This window comes from Mesorhizobium sp. L103C131B0, from assembly GCF_000502275.1.
GTDB lineage: Bacteria > Pseudomonadota > Alphaproteobacteria > Rhizobiales > Rhizobiaceae > Mesorhizobium.
Genome location: NZ_AYXC01000003.1, coordinates 194,605 through 212,181, shown reverse-complemented (window position 1 = coordinate 212,181; position 17,577 = coordinate 194,605). Strand labels below are relative to the sequence as shown.

Below are 17,577 nucleotides of genomic sequence, written 5' to 3'. Positions count from 1 at the left end.
CGCCGGCATGAAGATCGCCCGCACCATCCTGCGTCAGCCGGCCCTGCAGGCGGTGATCGCCGAGGAGCTGTCGCTGGGCGGGGCCGCCGACCTTTCCGATCAGTCCATAACAGACCACATCCTCGAACACGCCAAAACGGTCTATCACCCCTGCGGCACCTGCCGGATGGGCAGCGATGACCAGGCGGTGGTCGACCCGCAATTGCGCGTGCGCGGCGTGCCGCGCCTACGCATCTGCGACGCCTCGATCATGCCGCGTCTCATCAGCGGCAAAACCAACGCGCCGGTGATCATGATCGCCGACCGCTGCGCCGATTTCATCCTCGGCAGCGCTTAGCGAAAAACGGGCAGCCGAGAGAAATCCAGGCTGTTTTGAGACGGTGTATCTGTCCAGCGCATGCAGCGACTTGTCGCGACCGAAACCGGACAGCTTGACTCCGCCGGGCGGCACGGTGATGTCGGCGCCGCCATACATTGCATAGGTCCTATCAAATCGAGACTGGGACAGCGATGCCAACGCGCTGCTGTTGGCCGCCAGAAAGCTGGTGCGGATACGCCTGGAGAAATTCAGGCGATGCAGGCAGCTTCACCAGACGCAGCAGTTCCAGCAGCATCCATGACGGCGCCGAAGTCGCGCCCGGCTTCCAGATCATCGCTGCGCCGGCCACACGCCCGGCCACTCGGTCTACCTCGCAAACTACGGCAAGGAACAGCGCATGATTTCGGCCGACACGATGTATGTGCCAGCGCTGCTGGCGCCGCATCCGGAGTGGCAAGGCAGCTACGACCAGGACGGGCCGATGGCGATCACCACGCGGCACAAGCTGATCGATCGCGTGATTGCCGACAACATCCGGATCTCGGGCGGGGGCTCTCAGAGAGGTTCCTGCTATTGCTGCTGCAGGCCGGTGATCATGGCAATGATCTCGTTCTTATCGGTCTTCGCGGTCTCGCGAATTCCAATCTGCTTGCCACGCCTGAGAACACAGATGCGGTCGGAGAGCTTGAAGACCTGGTCGAGGCTGTGGCTGATGATCAGGATGCCGACATTGCGCTGCTTCAGCGACTGGACGATAGCCTCCACCCGGGCGGTTTCGGCAACGCCCAGCGCCGCCGTCGGCTCATCCAGCAGGATCAGCTTGCTTGCCCAATGCGTGGCGCGCGCGATCGCAACGCCCTGGCGCTGGCCGCCGGAGAGATCGCGGATAGTGGCGTGGGCGGAGGGGATGCGCACGTCCAGTTCCTTCACCAGTTTCTCGGTCTCGTCGATCATGCGGCGGCGGTCGAGCAAACCGAGGCGGTTCAGCGGCTCGCGGCCGAGGAACATGTTCATGTAGACCGTCTGCTGGTCGGCCAGCGCCAGGTCCTGGTAGACGACCTCGATGCCGTGCGCGCGCCCCATGGTGGCATTCGACATCGTCACCGGTTTTCCTTCGATGACGATGGTGCCGGACGAGGGCGGGTGGACCCCCGAGACGATCTTGACCAGCGTCGACTTTCCGGCGCCGTTGTCGCCGACGAGTGCAACGATCTCGCCCGGGAAAACCTCGAGCGAAAAACTCTCGATCGCGGTGATGCCGCCGAAATTCTTGCGAATGTCGTGCAGCTGAAGGATGGGCGCGCTCACCGTCATGTGTTTCTCCTAGACTGGCCAGGCATAGGGTTCACCGAAGCCGTTCTCGATGGTTTCCACTTTCGGATTGTCCGTCGAAATGCCCGACACGCCGACAATATGGGCGCGGGTGACGAAGGCCTGGCCACGGAAGCCGAACACGGCGCTGTCGCCAGGCTTCGGCGCGTTCGCGCCGGCGGCATCGATCATGGCGTAATAGTCGATCGCCGAGGGCGGCGGCACCTCGACGCTGCGCAGTGCCGAGCCTGCCGTTGTCGGTTCAGCCGAGACGATCGCCTTGACGTCGTAGTCGGGGAAGATCGGATCGATGTAGAAGCCGCCGCCAAGGCAATAGGCCTTGCCGCCGGAGAGATGCGAGACCTCGGCGAGATAGAGCACCGCCGGCAGCTCCGGCAAATCTTCCATGACATGCAGCGCGGTGGTGCCATGTATTCCATTGCCGGGCTCGCACTGCGTCGCGCCGGCCTCGGCGAGTGCCGCCAGCATAACGCTCGACGTGGTGCCCGGCGCGTTGATCTCAATGTCCTTGCGGCCTGCCTTAGCCAGCGCTTCCGCAGCTTTCGCGAGCGTCGCCAGATTGGGGGTCGGCAGCACTTTTCGCGAAGCATGGTCGAACAGCAGAGCAGGGAAAGTGGTGATGCCGGCGAAACGGCCGCCTTCGACGGCATCCAGCCGGTCGGCGACATCGATAATGTCGGCGGCATTGAAACCGCCTTCATGGCCGCGATAGAAGATATCGCCTTCGGCGGCGATGCGGGCCAGCAGATGCTGCACATAGCCGGCCGCCTTGGCGCCTGTTGCCGCTTCCCCAGCCTTGGTATCATTGAACACGGTCCAGTAGTCCGGCTTGAAGGTTTTCGCCGCAGCCGCCGCTTCGAATTTTGCGACCTGCTGGAGATGGCCGAGATGGCCAAGCTTCATGCCTGCCTTGTGGGTGGCGCGGGCGCAACCCATGTCGACGGCGACCGCGCGGTCAATGCCGCCGCGCATCACAGCCCGGCAGAACGACGAGGAGCGGCCGACCTGCTTGGTCATGGCGAAGATCTTCAGGCCGTTGCGGTTGGCCTCGCTCTTGAGAACCCGCGCATTGGCCTCAACCATGTCGAGATCGAGCACATAAGCATTGGCCGGCAGCTTACCTTGCTGGTGCAACCGGATAGCTGATTCGATGAAGGCGGGGTTGCGGCGGCGCAAAATGTCGAGAAACATGGATGGCTTCCTTCAGCGGTTCTTTTCGCGCAGCGACACGGCGACTGCGGTCAGGATGATGAGGCCACGCACGATCATCTGGTCGGAGACCGACAGGCCCATCAGGATCAGGCCGTTGTTGAGCATGCCCATCATCAACGAGCCGACCAGCGCGCCGACCACGGAGCCCTTGCCGCCATTGAGCAGCGTGCCGCCGACGATGACGGCGGCGATGACCGTCATCAAGTCGGTTTCGCCGAGAGTATATTTCGCCGCCTGCAGGCGACCGGCATAGAGCAAGCCGGCAAGACCGGCGAGCCCGCCGCTGATGGTCAGCACGGCGAGCCTGATCCTGGGCACGCTGATGCCCGATACGCTTGCGGCGCGGGCATTGTCGCCGGTCGCCAGCACATGCGCGCCGAAACGGGTCTCGCGGAACACCAGGTGGCCGATGGCCACGGCAATCACCGACCACCAGACGAGTGAGGGGACACCGAGCAGCGAGCCGGAACCGAAGAAGCCGGTGAACGCTTCGTTGGTCACCGAGATCGAGCGAAGGTCTGTCATCGAACGCGAAACGCCGGCGAACAGGCCGAGCGTCGCCAGCGTCACCAGGAAGGAGGGCAGCCTGACATACGCCACCAGCACGCCGTTGATGACGCCGATCAGCAGGCCGGCGCCGAGGCCGGCGACTATCCCTGCCGGCATGCCGTACGCGTTGATGGTGACGGCGGCTGCAAGGGCCGCCACCGCCACGATCGAGCCGATCGACAAATCGATTTCTCCGGCCGACATGACGAAGACCAGGCCGATGGCCATGATCGTCACCGGCGTCGTCTGCAACACGATGTTCGATAAGTTTCGGACGGTGAGGAAGCCGCTGTCCCTCAGCACAATGGCGAAGAACAGGAAGATCGCCAGGAAACCGAGGTAGACGACGTATTGCTGCAGGTTGGAGCGGCTGGCGAAGCTGCCACCGGCACTGGTGTTGGCACTGGACATTTATCCCTCCGGTGGTGAGCGCTTCGCCTCGAGCCTATTTCATCGCGTCCGCGATGGCCGCCGGTACGTCCCTGTTGAGGGACTTCTTCCAACCGTCCTTCACCGTGTCCTTGGTGACGGCGATGGAATCTACGGCATAGAATGGTTCGGCCTTTTTGCCGACCAGCGAACCTGCCGAGGCGCGCGCCAGCGTCACGCCGATGCTGTAGGCCTCGTCGGCGACGAGGGCCGCGATGTTGCCGCCCTTGACCATGTCGAGCGCGGCAGGCTCGTTGAGGTCGAGCGTGACAATCTTGGTGTGCGTGTTGCCGGCGCCGCGCAAGGCCGAAAGCACGCTCAGCGCCGGTTCGGCCCAGGTGACATAGATGCCGTCCAGGTCCGGATGCTGGGTGATCATCGCCTGGGCGATGTCTTCGCTGCGCGCCGGGTCGGCCATGCCGGCGTCGTCCTCGATCTTCATATCGGGATAGTCCTGCTCGATGGTCTTCTTGAAGGCCTGGTCGCGCTGGTTGGTGACGTAGAAGTCGGCATCGTGGAAGATGTAGCCGACCTTGCCTTTCTTGCCGAGCGCCTCGGCCATGGCGATGCCGGCCTTGTTGCCCATCTGAAAGAGATCGTCGGAGACGATGGTGACATAGTCCCTGCCCTGCTTGTAGCCGGCCGGGGAATTGTCGACGAAGCCGAGCTTGACGCCGGCCTGGCGTGCCGGATCGTAGACCGAAGCTGCAGTCGCCGGATCGACGGGAAGCGACAGGATGATCGACGGCTTTTTGGCCATCACCGTCTCGATATCGGCCTTCTGTCGCGCGGCGTCGAAACCGGCATCGGTCTGCGCCACCACCTCGATGCCGAGGCGCTTGAATTCGTCATGGGCGCCGGCGTTGACGGCGTTGGTGTATTCGCTCATCTCGTGCCAGACGAGGGCGGCGGTGAACTTGCCGTCCTTGATCTGCTGCTCTTCGGCTGGCGTCAGCGTAAGACTGCTCGCCGGCACCGGCTTTTCACCATTCGGTCCTGTGGTGACGCCTTCAGCGGCGAAGGCGTGCATGGCTAGCAGGCTCGCCACTGTCGTTATGATTAAAGATGCTTTGCGCATGTCCCGGGTTCCCTTTTTGTTGTGTCGAAGAAAAGCTCCGGTGCGGCGGGCCGCGCCGGAGCGAGAGCCTACTTGGCCGCGTCGAGCACCGGCTGCGGCGCGTCGCGGTTGAGCGAGTCCTTCCAGCCCTGCGCGACGTTCTCCTTGGTGACGGTCAGGGCCGGGGCGACGACGAAGGCTGGTGTCGGCTGGCCAAGCAGCGACTTCATGCCGGAAGCAGCCATGGCGCGGCCGAGTTCATAGGCCTTGTCGGCGACGAGGGCTGCGACATTGCCGCCCTTGACCATGTCGAGCGCGACCGGCTCGGCGAGGTCGAGCGTGACGATCTTGGTCCTGGCGTTGCCGGCGCCGCGTAGCGCCGACAGCACGCCGTCGGCCGGCTCGGCCCAGGTCACGTAGATGCCGTCGAGATCGGGATGCTGCAAAAGCATCGCGTTGGCCAGTTCCTCGGCGCGGGCCGGGTCGGATATGCCCTGTTCGGCGACGATCTTGATGTCGGGATAGACCTTCTCGATGGTGGTCTTGAAGGCTTGGTCGCGCTGGTTGGTGACATAGTAGGCAGCGTCGTGGAAAATGTAGCCGACCTTGCCCTTGCCGCCGATCGCCTTGGCCATCGCGTCCGCAGCCTGCTTGCCCATCTGGAATAGATCGTCAGTCACGATCGAAGCGTAATCGGTGCCCTGCTTGTAGCCCTTGGGCAAGTTGGACAAGAACACCAGCTTGGTGCCGTCCTTGACCGCCTGGCGGAAGGCTTCTGCCGAGGTGACCGGGTCGAGCGGCAGCGCCAAGATGACGTTGGGCTTGGCGGCCAACGCCGTCTCGATGTCGCTGCGCTGGCGGGCGGAGTCGAACTGGGCATCCGTTTTGACCGCAATGGTGATGCCGGCGCGGGCGAATTCGTCGGTGGCGCCGGCGGTTACCGCATTGGTGAAATCGGACGAGGTGTGCCAGAGCAACGCTGCCTTGTAGCTCTTTTCCTTGAGGGCGGCGATGTCGGCATCGCTTAGGATCACGTCGGCGCTCGGCGTGGCGCTCTCGCCCTGCGGGCCGACCGTCTGTGCGGAAGCTGGGTTGGCGGCAAGCATCAATCCGCCGGCAAAGGCGGCGGCGATCAGTGTCTTCATCGGCATGTCAGTTCTCCCATTTTGCTTCGTTGGTGGTTCAGTCGGCCACGCCGCAGTAGCGGGCCATGAAGGCGGCGAAGCCGACTATGCCGGCGAAATATTCCTCGACATCGACGTGCTCCTCGAATGTGTGGCAATTCCTGATGTCGCCGGGCGCGCAATAGACGGCAGGAATACCGAGCTGATTGATGATGAAGGGGGACTCCGACCAGAACGGTGCGCCCTCGATGACGCCGCGTCCGCTCATTGCGCCGGCCATCGCGTCGGACAGCATGGCGACTTCCGCCCGCGTTTCGCCGATCTCGGCAGCGGTGCCGCCCAGCCTGTGGTCGCGGCCGGCGGGGTAGGCGAACTCTACCGAAATATCCGGATCGGTGATCGCGCCGCGCACGGCAGCCTCGATCTCGGCGGCGGCGGTGTCGAGGTCTTCGCCAGGCAACAGCTTACGGATCAGCGAGAGCGTGCAGCGCTCGGGAACGGCAATGTAGCCGCCGCCGGCAAGCCCGGTGATAAGCAGGAAGCCGCGCCCGACCAGTTTGTGCTCGGCGCGCGCGGCGACCTCATCCGAATGCTTCCAAAGCGCCGTCATCGCGGCATGGCTTGTACGGAGCGCATCCTTGCCGAGTTCTGGCACACCGAAATAGGCGGATTTGCCGGTAATCGAGATATCGGTGATGAAGAAGCCGATCTGCGCCGCATAAACGGCCAGGCGGGTCGGCTCGACATAGACGCTGAAATCGGGTGCTGTGACCTCGCCGGTCTCGATGCGTCCGACGAAGTGCTTGATCCCGGCGGAAATGCCGGTGCCGGGCTGGCCGCTCTCCTCGTCGCCGATGAAAGCGAAGGCGACGTCGCCCTTGAGGCGAACGCCTGCCTTGTCGAGCAGCGCGAGTGCCGCAAGCGAAGCAGTGATGCCGGCCTTGAGGTCGCCGGAGCCTCGGCCCCAGACAGCACCATCAATGATCGGGGCGGCGAACGGATCCTCACGCTCGGTGCCTGCCCAATGCTCGCGCCAGCCGTCGACATGGACGGTGTCGGTATGGCCGATGAACAGCAGGCGCTTTCCCTGGTCGGCCCCCTTGCGCTCGCCCCAGATGTTGGGCCGCCCAGGAAGGAATTCCGTCCTGGTCAGGCCGCTGAGGTCAAGGTCGCGCATCCTGGCTTCGAGGAAGTCGACGAAGTTGGCTTCGTTGCCGGTGATGCTCTCTCGGCCGATGGCGCGGCGAAACAGCGTTAGTGCGTCGTCACGGTCGAGCGCTGCCTGCAGGCGGGCGGTAATATTGCGAGTCATATCGCGGCCTCCTTCAGCGCGGCGGCCTGGGCAGGCGGCAGCGAAATCCGGCCATCAGGCGCGTCGACGCCGAACAGCGTGTTGTGCAACTGGCCAAGGCCGATTGCCGCCGCGCCGATGAGGGCTGCGCGTGCGCCGAGTTCGCTCGCCTCGACCCTGACCGGATAGGGGAAGCATAGCGGCAGAAGCGCCTGCACCCTGGACAGGATTTCGGGCCGCAACCCAATCGAGCCGCCGAGGATAAACTTTTCTGGATTGGCGATTGCCGCGATTGCCGCAACGCCTTGCGCCAGATGGCGGGCAGTTTCGTCGAGCACGGTGAGCGCGTCCTTGTCGCCAAGCGCGGCATTCTCGAATATTGCCGGCACCGAGACCTGCCTGCCGGTGAGAGCGTGGTAGCGATCGGTCATGGCGTGGGTGGCCACCGCGCGTTCGAATGCGCCGGTGCGCAGTGATTCCTCGGTGAAGGGATCGGCCCCGATCGGCATGAAACCGATCTCGCCGGCGGCGTGCCCAGCACCCCGCACCAGATGGCCGCCCAGCATCAGCCCGCTGCCGATGCCGGTGCCGAGCGCGATGTAGGCGAGATTGTCGATGCCCTGGCCTTGGCCGAGCCAGTTCTCGCCAAGCACCGCGAGATTGACGTCGTTCTCGATCATCACCGCGACGCCGAGCGCTTCTTCGAAGGCATCCAGCACATTCATTGTGTCGAAGCCGGCAATGTTCGGCGCCATTAAAATGCGGCCGGTGGCCGGGTCAGGAGCGCCAGGCGCGCCGATGACGGCCAGGCGTATCTTCTTGCGCGCGACGTGCTGTCTGGCCGCGGCATCGAAGGCCAGCGCTGCAATCTGATCGACGACGAACTGGCCGCCGCGCGGGTCGGTCGGTGTGGCGGCTTCGGCAAAGATCTGGCAGGCAAGGTCCGTCAGCGCGACCCGCACCTTGGTGCCGCCAAGGTCGACGGCGATGATATAGGCTGCGTCGTGGACCAGTTCGTAGGTGACGGCGGTGCGCCCGACATGGCCGCTGGTGCGGCCGGTTTCCTGGACCCAGCCCTCCTGCTCGAGCCCGCGCATGATTTCGGAGATGGTCTGCTTCGACAGGCCCGTCAGCTTGGCGATCGAGGCGCGGGAGATCGGCCCGCCCTGGACGATCGCTTCCATCACGGAGCGCTGTGAGAACTGACGGGATATGCGCGGCAGGTCAGTCACATTGAACTCCCGTTAATTCGTTCTATGACCGAACTTATTATTCGGAACTGGACCTGTCAATGTATGTTCGCGAGCGGCCGTTTTTGCACGCGAACATTGATCCGGAGGCAGGATTCAGGCGCGGTGCTGCCGTTCGGCAGAAGATAAATGCGGTCAGGGAGTGGCTGGATCAGCTTCTTGAATCAATTGGGCGAACAGCTTCGCAGCGCATTGACAAATAACGATCATGCTAGTCTCTGAGGGGCACTGTTTTCTACAGGAGATCAATACAGCGGATGGTTCGCCGGTCCATATCTCTCGTATTCTCTCGTATGGGTCTGTCGAACCATGGGACGATGAACGAGACCAACTATTGGCTTCGAGAATATCGGTGATGTACCGCGGGTCTGCGTCCCAGTGAATGGCTCAAATGGGGCCGGCAGCGGAACGTCCGTTTGCAGTTTGCAAACGTGGATAACTACCATACCGCCTTAACTCGCAAAGACCCGTTTGACGCCAACTGGGCTGGCCCGAAGCCGACCTCTCCGTCCAGCATAGTCCGATCATATTCGGCGCAAGCTGCTCGCTTGAACCGTGGGATAGAATTCCGCCAATCTCGACCCGCCTATGCCTGGGTGGCCCCTGCTCACAATCACGAGCGTAGCGCCATCTTTCCGAATGGCCGGGTGAGGCTGGAGAAATCGCCGCTGAACCTTCTCGACCAGCCATTCTCCGGCTTTGGCAAAAAGCCGGTTCGAAGGCTTTTCCGCCATGTGCCGTTGCCTTTCGCAACGAACGGTCAACCGACTGTGAATAGCACTTGCAGGCACGTGGTTGTCAGGCGCCCACCGAACTTGACAAGCAGTCTTGCAGGAACTGCGTCGAGCACTGAACGTTTGACCAAGCGCGGGCATCTCCGCCTTGGCTAAGGACCATCAATGTTCACGTTCATGTTTGCCACCGGCATCGAGAACAGCACCCCCACCATTCGACAAGGCCGGGAGCGCGTCGACGAAATGGAAAAATGCCGCTTCTACGAACGATGGCGCACCGACTTCGAACTGGTCCAGGATCTCGGGGTGCATTTCCTCCGCTACGGACCTCCCATCCACAAAACATGGCTGGGTGACGGACGTTATGATTGGGCATTCGCCGATGAGACCTTCGCGGACCTGAAGGCGAAAGACATTCTTCCGATCGTCGACCTTTGCCATTTTGGCGTGCCGGACTGGATTGGCAACTTCCAGAACCCGGACTTTCCGACACTATTCGAGCACTACGCCAGGGATTTCGCGATGCGCTATCCGTGGATCCAGCTCTTCACCCCAATAAATGAGATGTTCATCTGCGCCACCTTTTCGGCCCGCTGGGGATGGTGGAACGAACAACTGAGCAGCGACACTGCTTTCGTCACCGCCCTCAAGCACATCGTGAAGGCGAACGTGCTTGCCATGCGGGCGATTCTCGAGGTGCGGCCGGACGCCATCTTCATTCAGAGCGAATCCTCGGAATACTTCCACGCCGATTCTCCCGAGGCGGTCGGCAGAGCGGAACGGTTCAACAGCGAGCGTTTCCTGTCGCTTGACCTCAACTACGGTCATGACGTCGACGCGCACACCTATCGCTATCTTCTCGAAAACGGGATGACGGCCGAAGAATACAGTTTCTTCCTGGAAAGCCATCTGCGCAGGCATTGCGTGATGGGCACCGACTATTACCAGACCAACGAACATCGGGTTTGGGCAGACGGAACGACGTCCGGGTCCGGCGAGGTGTTTGGCTATGACGAGATCACGCGGCAGTACTTCAACCGCTACCGGCTTCCCGTAATGCATACGGAGACCAACATCAGCGAAGGCCCCAATGGAGACGAGGCCGTCTATTGGCTGTGGAAAGAGTGGGCCAACGTGCTGCGGATCCGCAACGATGGCATCCCCATCGTAGGCTTCACCTGGTACTCGCTGACGGATCAGGTGGACTGGGACAGTGCGCTTCGGGAGAACAACGGACGGATCAATCCGCTCGGCCTCTATGACCTCGACCGAAATCCGAGGGCGGTGGGGCGCGCTTTCAAGGCGCTGATCGCGAACTGGAACAAGCTGTTGGCCACACAAAGTGTCTGCCTTGCTTTGCCGGTCTTTCTTCCCTCACAGCAAGACGATGCCATTGTTCGCGCGCAACAGGATTATGCGCGCAGCCTGCTGAGCGTGGATCGGGTCGCTGAAGGCTGGACTGAACCACTTGCTGCTCCCCAGAAAGAGGTCGAACCCGATGCGCCTGGATAACAAGACTGCATTGTAACCGGTGCTGCAAGCGGCATTGGACTGGCCATCGCCATGCGGTTGGGCACCGAAGGTGCACGGGTGAGCCGACGTGGGTGGAGGCAAGGTCGAGAAGGCGCGCATCGGTTCGACAAGGGGCGCGCCGGGGAGGCCGCTATCACGGTGCTGTCGACTTGCGCTCACGCGTTCGGCAGGTTGGTAATAATCGTCAACAACGCGCCGGCCTGATAATCTTTAACCATTGAGGCATTCACTAGCGCGGTCTGGCTGAAGGTGCTGAGCGTCGACCTGCTGGGCGCAATTTATTTCGCCCGAAAGGCATTCGCTCATATGACATCTGGCGGCGTCATCGTAAACGTATTGAGTGTGCGCGGTCGAGACGAGCTCCGCATGTCAAGCTATACGCTGCGGCAAAGGCCACCCTCCTGTCTCTAACCGAGACGCGACGGATATTGCACCTTGGCCGACTGGGCATGACTCCGGACGATTACCGAACCAAATGGAACCTGCCTCGCAATTACCCGATGGTGGCACCCAACCATTCGGGAAGCGCTCTGCATATCGCCTATAACACCCCAGTGGGCGGACAGCTCTCGCCTGAGGCGTCAGTCGTCCTTGAGGCGCTCCGGCATCGCATTGGAGACCCAAGGCTGGTGCACAAGGATCATGACATTGAATTCCACTCTTTACAGGAACAAGTGCCTTTCCTCGGGATTAGGATTCGACGCCGCAACGGCGTCGAACCCCAAAGGAGACTCACATGAAACGTAAGATTTTGACAGCTACAGCGATCTCTCTCTGTCTCGCCACCGCGGCCTTGGCGCAGTCGTCGGGAACATCCAGCGGCACGAACGGAACGTCCGGCTCATCGGCCGGGTCGGGTATGAGCTCTACGTCCGGCTCCGGCCAAAGCGGTATCCCGAGCGGCTGGGACAGCAAGCTCTCCGGCTCATTCTTCAGCGACGCCAATTCGGGAAGACTTCTGTCGCAGGATGAGATCCGCAAGAACTGGTCGTCCCTGAGCTCTGAACAGCAGGCACAGGTTCGCTCCGACTGCTCGAGGATGACGGCCAGTAACGGCACTGGCTCTGGCACAATGACCGGCACGTCAGGTAGCTCGGCTTCGACCGGCAGTGATACAACGGCGAGTATCGGCACCGGCTCTGGCACAGCCACCGGCACTTCAGGCAGCTCTGGTTCGACCGGCAGTAACACCACGGCCAGCAACAGCACTGGTTCGGGTACAACCACCGGCACGTCGGGATCCTCGAATACAGCTGGCGATACGACCGCCAGCACCAGCACGGGTTCGGGCGCGAACTCGGCTGCTCAAATGGCTTCGATGCGGCAACTCTGCACTCAGGTTCAAGGGATGTGAGTGAATGCGGCGCTCCGGGCCGGCTTGGCCGGAATAAGAAGAGGCCTTGAAGGCCCGGGCATCGCTTTGGTTTGGTAGCCATTTCGGCGCTGAAGTCGGCCGGAGACCGGGGTGACAACTCGGCGCTTGTCGCGCTGCTTTTCTATCGCCGGCGACCGTCACTCGCCAATAGCGCGCTTCGCGTCGAGACACTTCTCCCGGCTGAGGCAAGCGAGATTCCGTCCCGTCCATACCTGCCAAGATAGACCGTCTCGCGGCCTGTAATCCAGCCGAAAGGAGATCGCGCCACTAGGCATGACGCGAACATACATGCCGTCACGGTCCGCAATCTTGTAGATTTCTCTTTTGGTTCAGGGCTTTAAGGGCGACGTCCGTCAGCATTCCCCGGTACCTCCTGAAAAGTACCGTCAGTACAATTTCGAGGCTCTTCGGCAGAACATTCGTTTTATCTCCAGTGCCTTAAGGCATCAAAAAACACCGTCAGAGCCTCATTGGATCTGACGGTACTTCGAAAAATCTGAGCTAGCAATTTGCGGAAGGTCCGTCAGCCGGTCCGTCAAATCCAATCTCCGCACCGATTGTCGCTGATTGTCTCCGAATGGATTTATACGTGTTATCAAATGGTTGTGGCGTACAATGGCGTGTTTTCGGCGGCGTTTGAGTGGGCCTGAATCACTCCCACTCGATGGTGCCTGGCGGCTTTGACGTCACGTCGTAGACGACGCGGTTGATGCCGCGGACTTCGTTGATGATGCGGGTGGCCGCCGCGCCGAGGAAAGCCATGTCGTAGTGGTAGAAGTCGGCGGTCATGCCGTCGACGGACGTCACGGCGCGCAGGGCGCAGACGAATTCGTAGGTGCGGCCGTCGCCCATCACACCGACGGTCTGCACCGGAAGCAGCACGGCGAAAGCCTGCCAGATGGCGTCGTAGAGGCCGGCCTTGCGGATCTCGTCGAGATAGATGGCGTCGGCCTCGCGCAGGATTTCGAGCTTTTCGCGGGTGATACCGCCGGGGCAGCGGATGGCAAGGCCTGGTCCGGGGAACGGATGGCGGCCAATAAAACTTTCGGGCAGGCCGAGTTCCTTGCCCAGTGCCCTCACCTCGTCCTTGAACAGTTCGCGCAGCGGCTCGACCAGTTGCATGTTCATGCGCGCAGGCAGGCCGCCGACATTGTGGTGCGACTTGATGGTCACCGACGGGCCGCCGGTGAAGGAGACGCTTTCGATGACGTCGGGATAGAGCGTACCCTGGGCCAGGAAATCGGCGCCGCCGAGTTTCTTGGCCTCTTCCTCGAACACCTCGATGAACAGCCGGCCGATGGTCTTGCGCTTCGTCTCGGGGTCGGACTCGCCTTCCAGCGCGGAGATGAATTTTTCCGACGCGTCGACAAGGACCAGCGGCAGATTATAGTGCTGGCGGAACATCGCCACCACGCCGGCGGCCTCGTCCTTGCGCATAAGGCCATGGTCGACAAGAATGCAGGTCAGCTGGTCGCCTACCGCTTCGTGGATCAGCAAGGCAGCGACCGATGAATCCACGCCGCCCGACAGCGCGCAGATCACCTTGCCCTTGCCGACCTGTTTGCGAATTGTCTCGACCGCATGCTCGCGATAGGCGCGCATCGTCCAGTCGCCTTCGAGGCCGGCGATGTTGTGCACGAAGTTTCTCAGCAGCCTGGCGCCATCCGGCGTATGCACAACTTCCGGGTGGAACATGATGCCGTACATCTTGCGCGCGACGTTGCCGAAGATGGCGAAAGGCGAGCCTTCCGACTTGCCGAAGACTTCGAACCCCTTGGGCAGCGAGATGACGCGGTCGCCATGGCTCATCCACACCTGGTGACGCTGGCCGGGCGCCCACAGGCCTTCGAACAGCGGGCTGTCCTTTTGGATCTCGACGAAGGCGCGGCCGAATTCGCGATGGTTAGAGCTTTCGGCGACGCCGCCCATCTGCACGCACATGGCCATCTGGCCGTAGCAGATACCGAGCACCGGCACGCCGGCATCGAAGACGATCTGCGGCGCGCGCGGGCTGCCGATGTCCGATGTCGAGGCGGGACCGCCCGACAGGATCACGGCTTTCGGATTGATGCGCTTGAAGGCAGCTTCGGCCGATTGGAACGGCACGATCTCGGAAAACACGCCGGCCTCGCGGATGCGGCGGGCGATGAGCTGCGTAAACTGGCTGCCGAAATCGATGATGAGAACGGTGTCGGCCAGGACTGTATCGGGATGATTGGCTGTCGTCATGGCGAGCCTTTAGAGAAAGAAACGAGTCGGCGCAATGGGGTGCGTAGCCCGACTTTCAGAGCGCTGCCGGCTCTTGCCCAGGCTGCTCCTTGTGTAGCGTGCCGGAGCCGATGGCCTGTTCGAGGCGCATGACCGCATCGGCCAGCTTCTCGTCGATGACATGGAGGTATTCGGTCCAGTCGCCGACATGCCTGAGGTCGGCAGCGCCGTCGGATATGCCGCGCAGGCCGATCAGAGGGACGGCGAACAGTTGGCAGGCGCGCAGGCAGGCGAAGGTTTCCATGTCGACCATATCGGCGGCGATGGCGTCGTAGGCGGCGCCGGTGATGATGGCGCCGCCGGTCGACAGGCTGGCTTCTTTAATGCCCGGTATCCTGAATGATAGCGGGACGGTCACCGGCAGGTCGAGGAACGGCGTCGCGCCTTTTTCGAAGCCTAGTGGCGAAGCGTCGATGTCGCGATAGCTGACCGAGACCGCCTGGTAGATTTCCGTCTGCTCCAGTGTGCGGCTGCCGGCGGAGCCAAGCGAGACGACGAGATCGGGCAACGCCTTCTCGGATTTCAGCCATGACAGTTCGGCGCCGAGCCGCACACCTGCCTCTACCGGGCCGACGCCCGTCATCAGCGGCGTGAACAGTTTTTGCAGATGCGGACCGTACTCGGCCTGCGCCGCCATGACGAAGAGGACGTCCTTGCCACCAATTCGCGTAATTTTGGCCATCAGCCTGCTATCCCGTCACGGCCAACCACCGTCATCATCGTGCCGGTCATGGTCGCGATCAGCTTGGCCTCGCCATCGGCGGCAAAGGCGTAGGCCTGGCCGTCGGCGACGATGATGGTGCGGCCGGGCTTGGTCACCGAGCCGCGGAACAGGAAGCGTTCGCCCCGGCCGGGCGCCAGGAGGTTGACCTTGAACTCAATGGTCAGCACACCGGAATTTTTCGGCATCAGCGAAAATGCGGCATAGCCGCAGGCCGAATCCAGCGCCGTCGAAATCACCCCGGCATGAAGGAAACCGTGCTGCTGGGTCAGTGCCTGGGAATAGGGCATTTCGATCTCGATGATGCCCGGCGTCACAAGGGTCAGCTCGGCGCCAATGGTCGCCATCGCCTGCTGGCGCGCGAACGACGCCCTGACGCGGTCCTCATAATCGGGTGCGGGTACGATCTTTGCTGCCATGGCCATCGCCCTGATTTATCTGCAAAGCTTATCGCAGACGCCTGAACGCCACGCAAATGCTTTTGCTGCACTGCAGCAAAGCACTCAGTTCAACAGGAGCAGCGACGCGTTGAGCAAGGTGGCGAAGGCTACCCACGCGGCATAGGGCGCAAACAGCCAGCCGGAAACCCGGTCGCGGTTCCACACCGTGGCTATGAACAGCGCAATGCTGGCGAGAAGAGCCAGGATCACTACCAGTGCCGGCCCCATCTGTTTGGCGCCGAAGAAAGTCGGCGACCACGCGAAGTTCAGAACAAGCTGGAGGGCCCAGATCTTCATCGCGGCGCCTGCTCGTTCCCGCTCCCATGTCCGCCAGCCGGCTACGGCGATCAGGACATAAAGGAGCGTCCAGGCCGGCGCGAAGACCCAGTTGGGCGGGTTGAAGGGCGGCTTGGCGAGCGAGGCATACCATTCACCCGGCAACGTCGCATAGCCGATCAACAGGCCGCCGCCGAGCACCAGAAGGAGGAAAAGCAGAAGCGACACATATCTTTGCAAGAATTCTACCCCGTCTGGCGGGCGACGCCGCGCATCTGCAACTGGAGCGCTATGTCAGTCTGTCAATCGCAGCGTCAATTCGCCCGACGCAGCGCACAGAAATAGAAGCCGTCGGTGCCGCTCAGAGCCGGCGACAGCGAGATATCGCTTGTCTTGCCGATCCGGGCGGCCGCTGCGTGACCGGGGAAGCTGGCATCCCAAAGCGCGCGATGATCGACCGGAACGAAGCCCTTGTGCCGTTCGCGAAAGGCGGCGACCTGCTCGCCATTCTCCTCGTCGAACACCGAACAGGTGATGTAAACTAGCAGGCCGCCCGGTTTGACATAGGCCTTCGCCGCATCGAGGATCGCCGACTGCTCGCCCTTGCGGGCATCGAGCTGTCTTTGCATCAGCCGCCATTTGGCGTCTGGACGGCGCCGCCAGGTGCCGCTGCCGGTGCAGGGCGCATCGACCAGCACGATGTCCATGTGGCCTGCGAGGGGGCTGAGCTCAGCCGGCTTGGTGACAACCTGGACGTTGCGGTTTTCCGAACGGCGGAGGCGGTCGAAGATCGGCGCCAGCCGTGCTTTTTCGGCATCATGGGCGAAGACCTGGCCTTTGTTGGCCATCGCCGCCGACAACGCCAGCGTCTTGCCGCCGGCGCCGGCGCAGAAATCGAGCACCTGCATCCCGGCTTGCGCGCCGGCAAGGGCGGCAACGATCTGCGAGCCTTCGTCCTGGACCTCGAACCAGCCTTTCTGGAAGGCCGGCTCGGCCTGTACGTTCGGGTGCCTGCCGTCGCCGTCGATGGGCGGGATGCGAATGCCTTGTGGCGCGATAGCGGCTGCCTTGGCGCCGGTTTCGGCGAGTTCCGCCAGCACTTTGGCGCGGTCGGACTGCAGCGTATTGACCCTGATGTCGAGCGGCGGGCGGGTCGCCAAAGCCGCCCCTTCCGCAACCCAGTCTGCGCCAAAGGATCGTTCGAAGAGCGGCGCGCACCAGTCGGGTATGTCCGCCCGCACCGCCTCCGGCGCGTCTTCAGGCCGGCGCTCGGCCAGCGCCTGCAACTCGGCGGCGCTGAGCAGCGGCGGCGCGAACTTGTCACCCTGGAGCGCATCGTTAAGCGATTGCGGCGTCTGGCCCCATTCGATGAGCAGCGCGCCGAAGCCGATGGCGCGGGGCGTGTCTTCACCCAAAAGCCAGCCGGCGGAACGTTTGTGGCGCAGCGCGTCGTAGACGATGTTGCCGATCGCCGCGCGGTCGCCGCCGCCCGCAAAGCGATGCGACAGGCCCCAATCTTTCAGCGCATCGGCCACCGGCCGGTGGCGCCGGCCAATGTCGTCCAGCACTTCAATGGCTGCCGCCAGCCGTCCGCCCAGTCGCATTCGTCATTCCATCTATCGAGCACAGTATCTTTCGGCCTGCTCTTAGAGCGTTTCGCGTCGAGA

General features: G+C 62.5%; 16 protein-coding genes and 3 pseudogenes. 4 read left to right on the top strand and 15 right to left on the bottom strand.

The features are described 5' to 3' along the window. Positions 1 to 7: 7 nt before the first annotated feature. Positions 8 to 337: a GMC oxidoreductase gene (locus X730_RS156525; RefSeq protein ID WP_023740511.1), complete on the top strand. Its 330-nt coding sequence runs from the start codon at positions 8 to 10 to the stop codon at positions 335 to 337. A 157-nt stretch (positions 338 to 494) separates the two neighbouring features. Here X730_RS156525 and X730_RS1000000169070 read toward each other — a convergent pair. Beyond that, positions 495 to 608, bottom strand: a pseudogene (locus X730_RS1000000169070) (peptide ABC transporter ATP-binding protein); the annotation flags it as partial. A gap of 4 nt (positions 609 to 612) precedes the next feature. On the opposite strand from X730_RS1000000169070, the pseudogene X730_RS1000000168550 reads away from it, so the two are divergent. Next, positions 613 to 866: pseudogene (locus tag X730_RS1000000168550) on the top strand (MBL fold metallo-hydrolase); the annotation flags it as partial. A gap of 23 nt (positions 867 to 889) precedes the next feature. Here the strand turns inward: X730_RS1000000168550 and X730_RS156535 are convergent. From X730_RS156535 to X730_RS156565, 7 genes are all read right to left on the bottom strand, one after another. After that, positions 890 to 1,633: an ATP-binding cassette domain-containing protein gene (locus tag X730_RS156535; protein WP_023686849.1), complete on the bottom strand. Its 744-nt coding sequence runs from the start codon at positions 1,631 to 1,633 to the stop codon at positions 890 to 892. A gap of 9 nt (positions 1,634 to 1,642) precedes the next feature. Continuing rightward, positions 1,643 to 2,842 carry an alanine racemase gene (locus X730_RS156540; protein ID WP_023825894.1) on the bottom strand — a complete coding sequence of 400 codons (1,200 nt, stop codon included), beginning with the start codon at positions 2,840 to 2,842 and terminating at the stop codon, positions 1,643 to 1,645. A gap of 12 nt (positions 2,843 to 2,854) precedes the next feature. Further along, on the bottom strand, positions 2,855 to 3,823 hold the full coding sequence (locus X730_RS156545; RefSeq protein ID WP_023825893.1) for an ABC transporter permease: 969 nt from the start codon (positions 3,821 to 3,823) through the stop codon (positions 2,855 to 2,857). 34 nt (positions 3,824 to 3,857) lie between these two features. Beyond that, entirely contained in the window at positions 3,858 to 4,919 is a 1,062-nt protein-coding gene (locus tag X730_RS156550; protein ID WP_023825892.1) for a substrate-binding domain-containing protein, read from the bottom strand. 68 nt (positions 4,920 to 4,987) lie between these two features. Then, positions 4,988 to 6,049, bottom strand: coding sequence for a substrate-binding domain-containing protein (locus tag X730_RS156555; RefSeq protein ID WP_023726198.1), 1,062 nt, complete (start codon positions 6,047 to 6,049; stop codon positions 4,988 to 4,990). 31 nt (positions 6,050 to 6,080) lie between these two features. Beyond that, on the bottom strand, positions 6,081 to 7,334 hold the full coding sequence (locus tag X730_RS156560) for a M20/M25/M40 family metallo-hydrolase (RefSeq protein WP_023825890.1): 1,254 nt from the start codon (positions 7,332 to 7,334) through the stop codon (positions 6,081 to 6,083). Further along, complete coding sequence (locus tag X730_RS156565) at positions 7,331 to 8,545, bottom strand: ROK family transcriptional regulator (protein ID WP_023681814.1); 1,215 nt, start codon at positions 8,543 to 8,545, stop codon at positions 7,331 to 7,333. Before X730_RS156565 ends, X730_RS156560 begins: the two co-directional genes overlap by 4 nt. A 917-nt stretch (positions 8,546 to 9,462) precedes the next feature. On the opposite strand from X730_RS156565, the gene X730_RS156570 reads away from it, so the two are divergent. After that, the gene (locus X730_RS156570) at positions 9,463 to 10,809 is read left to right on the top strand and encodes a family 1 glycosylhydrolase (protein ID WP_023667728.1); all 1,347 of its coding nucleotides are present in this window, start codon (positions 9,463 to 9,465) and stop codon (positions 10,807 to 10,809) included. Between the two features lie 449 nt (positions 10,810 to 11,258). After that, positions 11,259 to 11,570, top strand: a complete 312-nt coding sequence (locus X730_RS1000000169210; RefSeq protein WP_348633122.1) for a MucR family transcriptional regulator — start codon at positions 11,259 to 11,261, stop codon at positions 11,568 to 11,570. On the opposite strand, the gene X730_RS156575 is transcribed toward X730_RS1000000169210, so the two are convergent. The 7 genes and pseudogenes from X730_RS156575 to X730_RS156600 form a co-directional block, all read right to left on the bottom strand. Continuing rightward, a complete protein-coding gene (locus X730_RS156575) occupies positions 11,563 to 12,111 on the bottom strand; it encodes a hypothetical protein (protein ID WP_023728077.1) in 549 nt (182 codons plus the stop codon). The two genes, X730_RS1000000169210 and X730_RS156575, sit on opposite strands and share 8 nt — an antisense overlap. A 234-nt stretch (positions 12,112 to 12,345) precedes the next feature. After that, positions 12,346 to 12,565: pseudogene (locus X730_RS1000000168545) on the bottom strand (Arm DNA-binding domain-containing protein); the annotation flags it as partial. Positions 12,566 to 12,856: 291 nt separating this feature from the next. Continuing rightward, positions 12,857 to 14,434: a glutamine-hydrolyzing GMP synthase gene (gene guaA, locus X730_RS156580; RefSeq protein ID WP_023681817.1), complete on the bottom strand. Its 1,578-nt coding sequence runs from the start codon at positions 14,432 to 14,434 to the stop codon at positions 12,857 to 12,859. Between the two features lie 55 nt (positions 14,435 to 14,489). Next, positions 14,490 to 15,155, bottom strand: coding sequence for a 5'-methylthioadenosine/S-adenosylhomocysteine nucleosidase (locus tag X730_RS156585; RefSeq protein ID WP_031193243.1), 666 nt, complete (start codon positions 15,153 to 15,155; stop codon positions 14,490 to 14,492). Further along, positions 15,155 to 15,613 carry a PaaI family thioesterase gene (locus tag X730_RS156590; RefSeq protein ID WP_023681819.1) on the bottom strand — a complete coding sequence of 153 codons (459 nt, stop codon included), beginning with the start codon at positions 15,611 to 15,613 and terminating at the stop codon, positions 15,155 to 15,157. Before X730_RS156590 ends, X730_RS156585 begins: the two co-directional genes overlap by 1 nt. An 84-nt stretch (positions 15,614 to 15,697) precedes the next feature. Beyond that, the gene (locus X730_RS156595; RefSeq protein ID WP_023818642.1) at positions 15,698 to 16,150 is read right to left on the bottom strand and encodes a TspO/MBR family protein; all 453 of its coding nucleotides are present in this window, start codon (positions 16,148 to 16,150) and stop codon (positions 15,698 to 15,700) included. 74 nt (positions 16,151 to 16,224) lie between these two features. Continuing rightward, a complete protein-coding gene (locus tag X730_RS156600) occupies positions 16,225 to 17,514 on the bottom strand; it encodes an RsmB/NOP family class I SAM-dependent RNA methyltransferase (RefSeq protein WP_023681821.1) in 1,290 nt (429 codons plus the stop codon). Positions 17,515 to 17,577 lie beyond the last annotated feature (63 nt).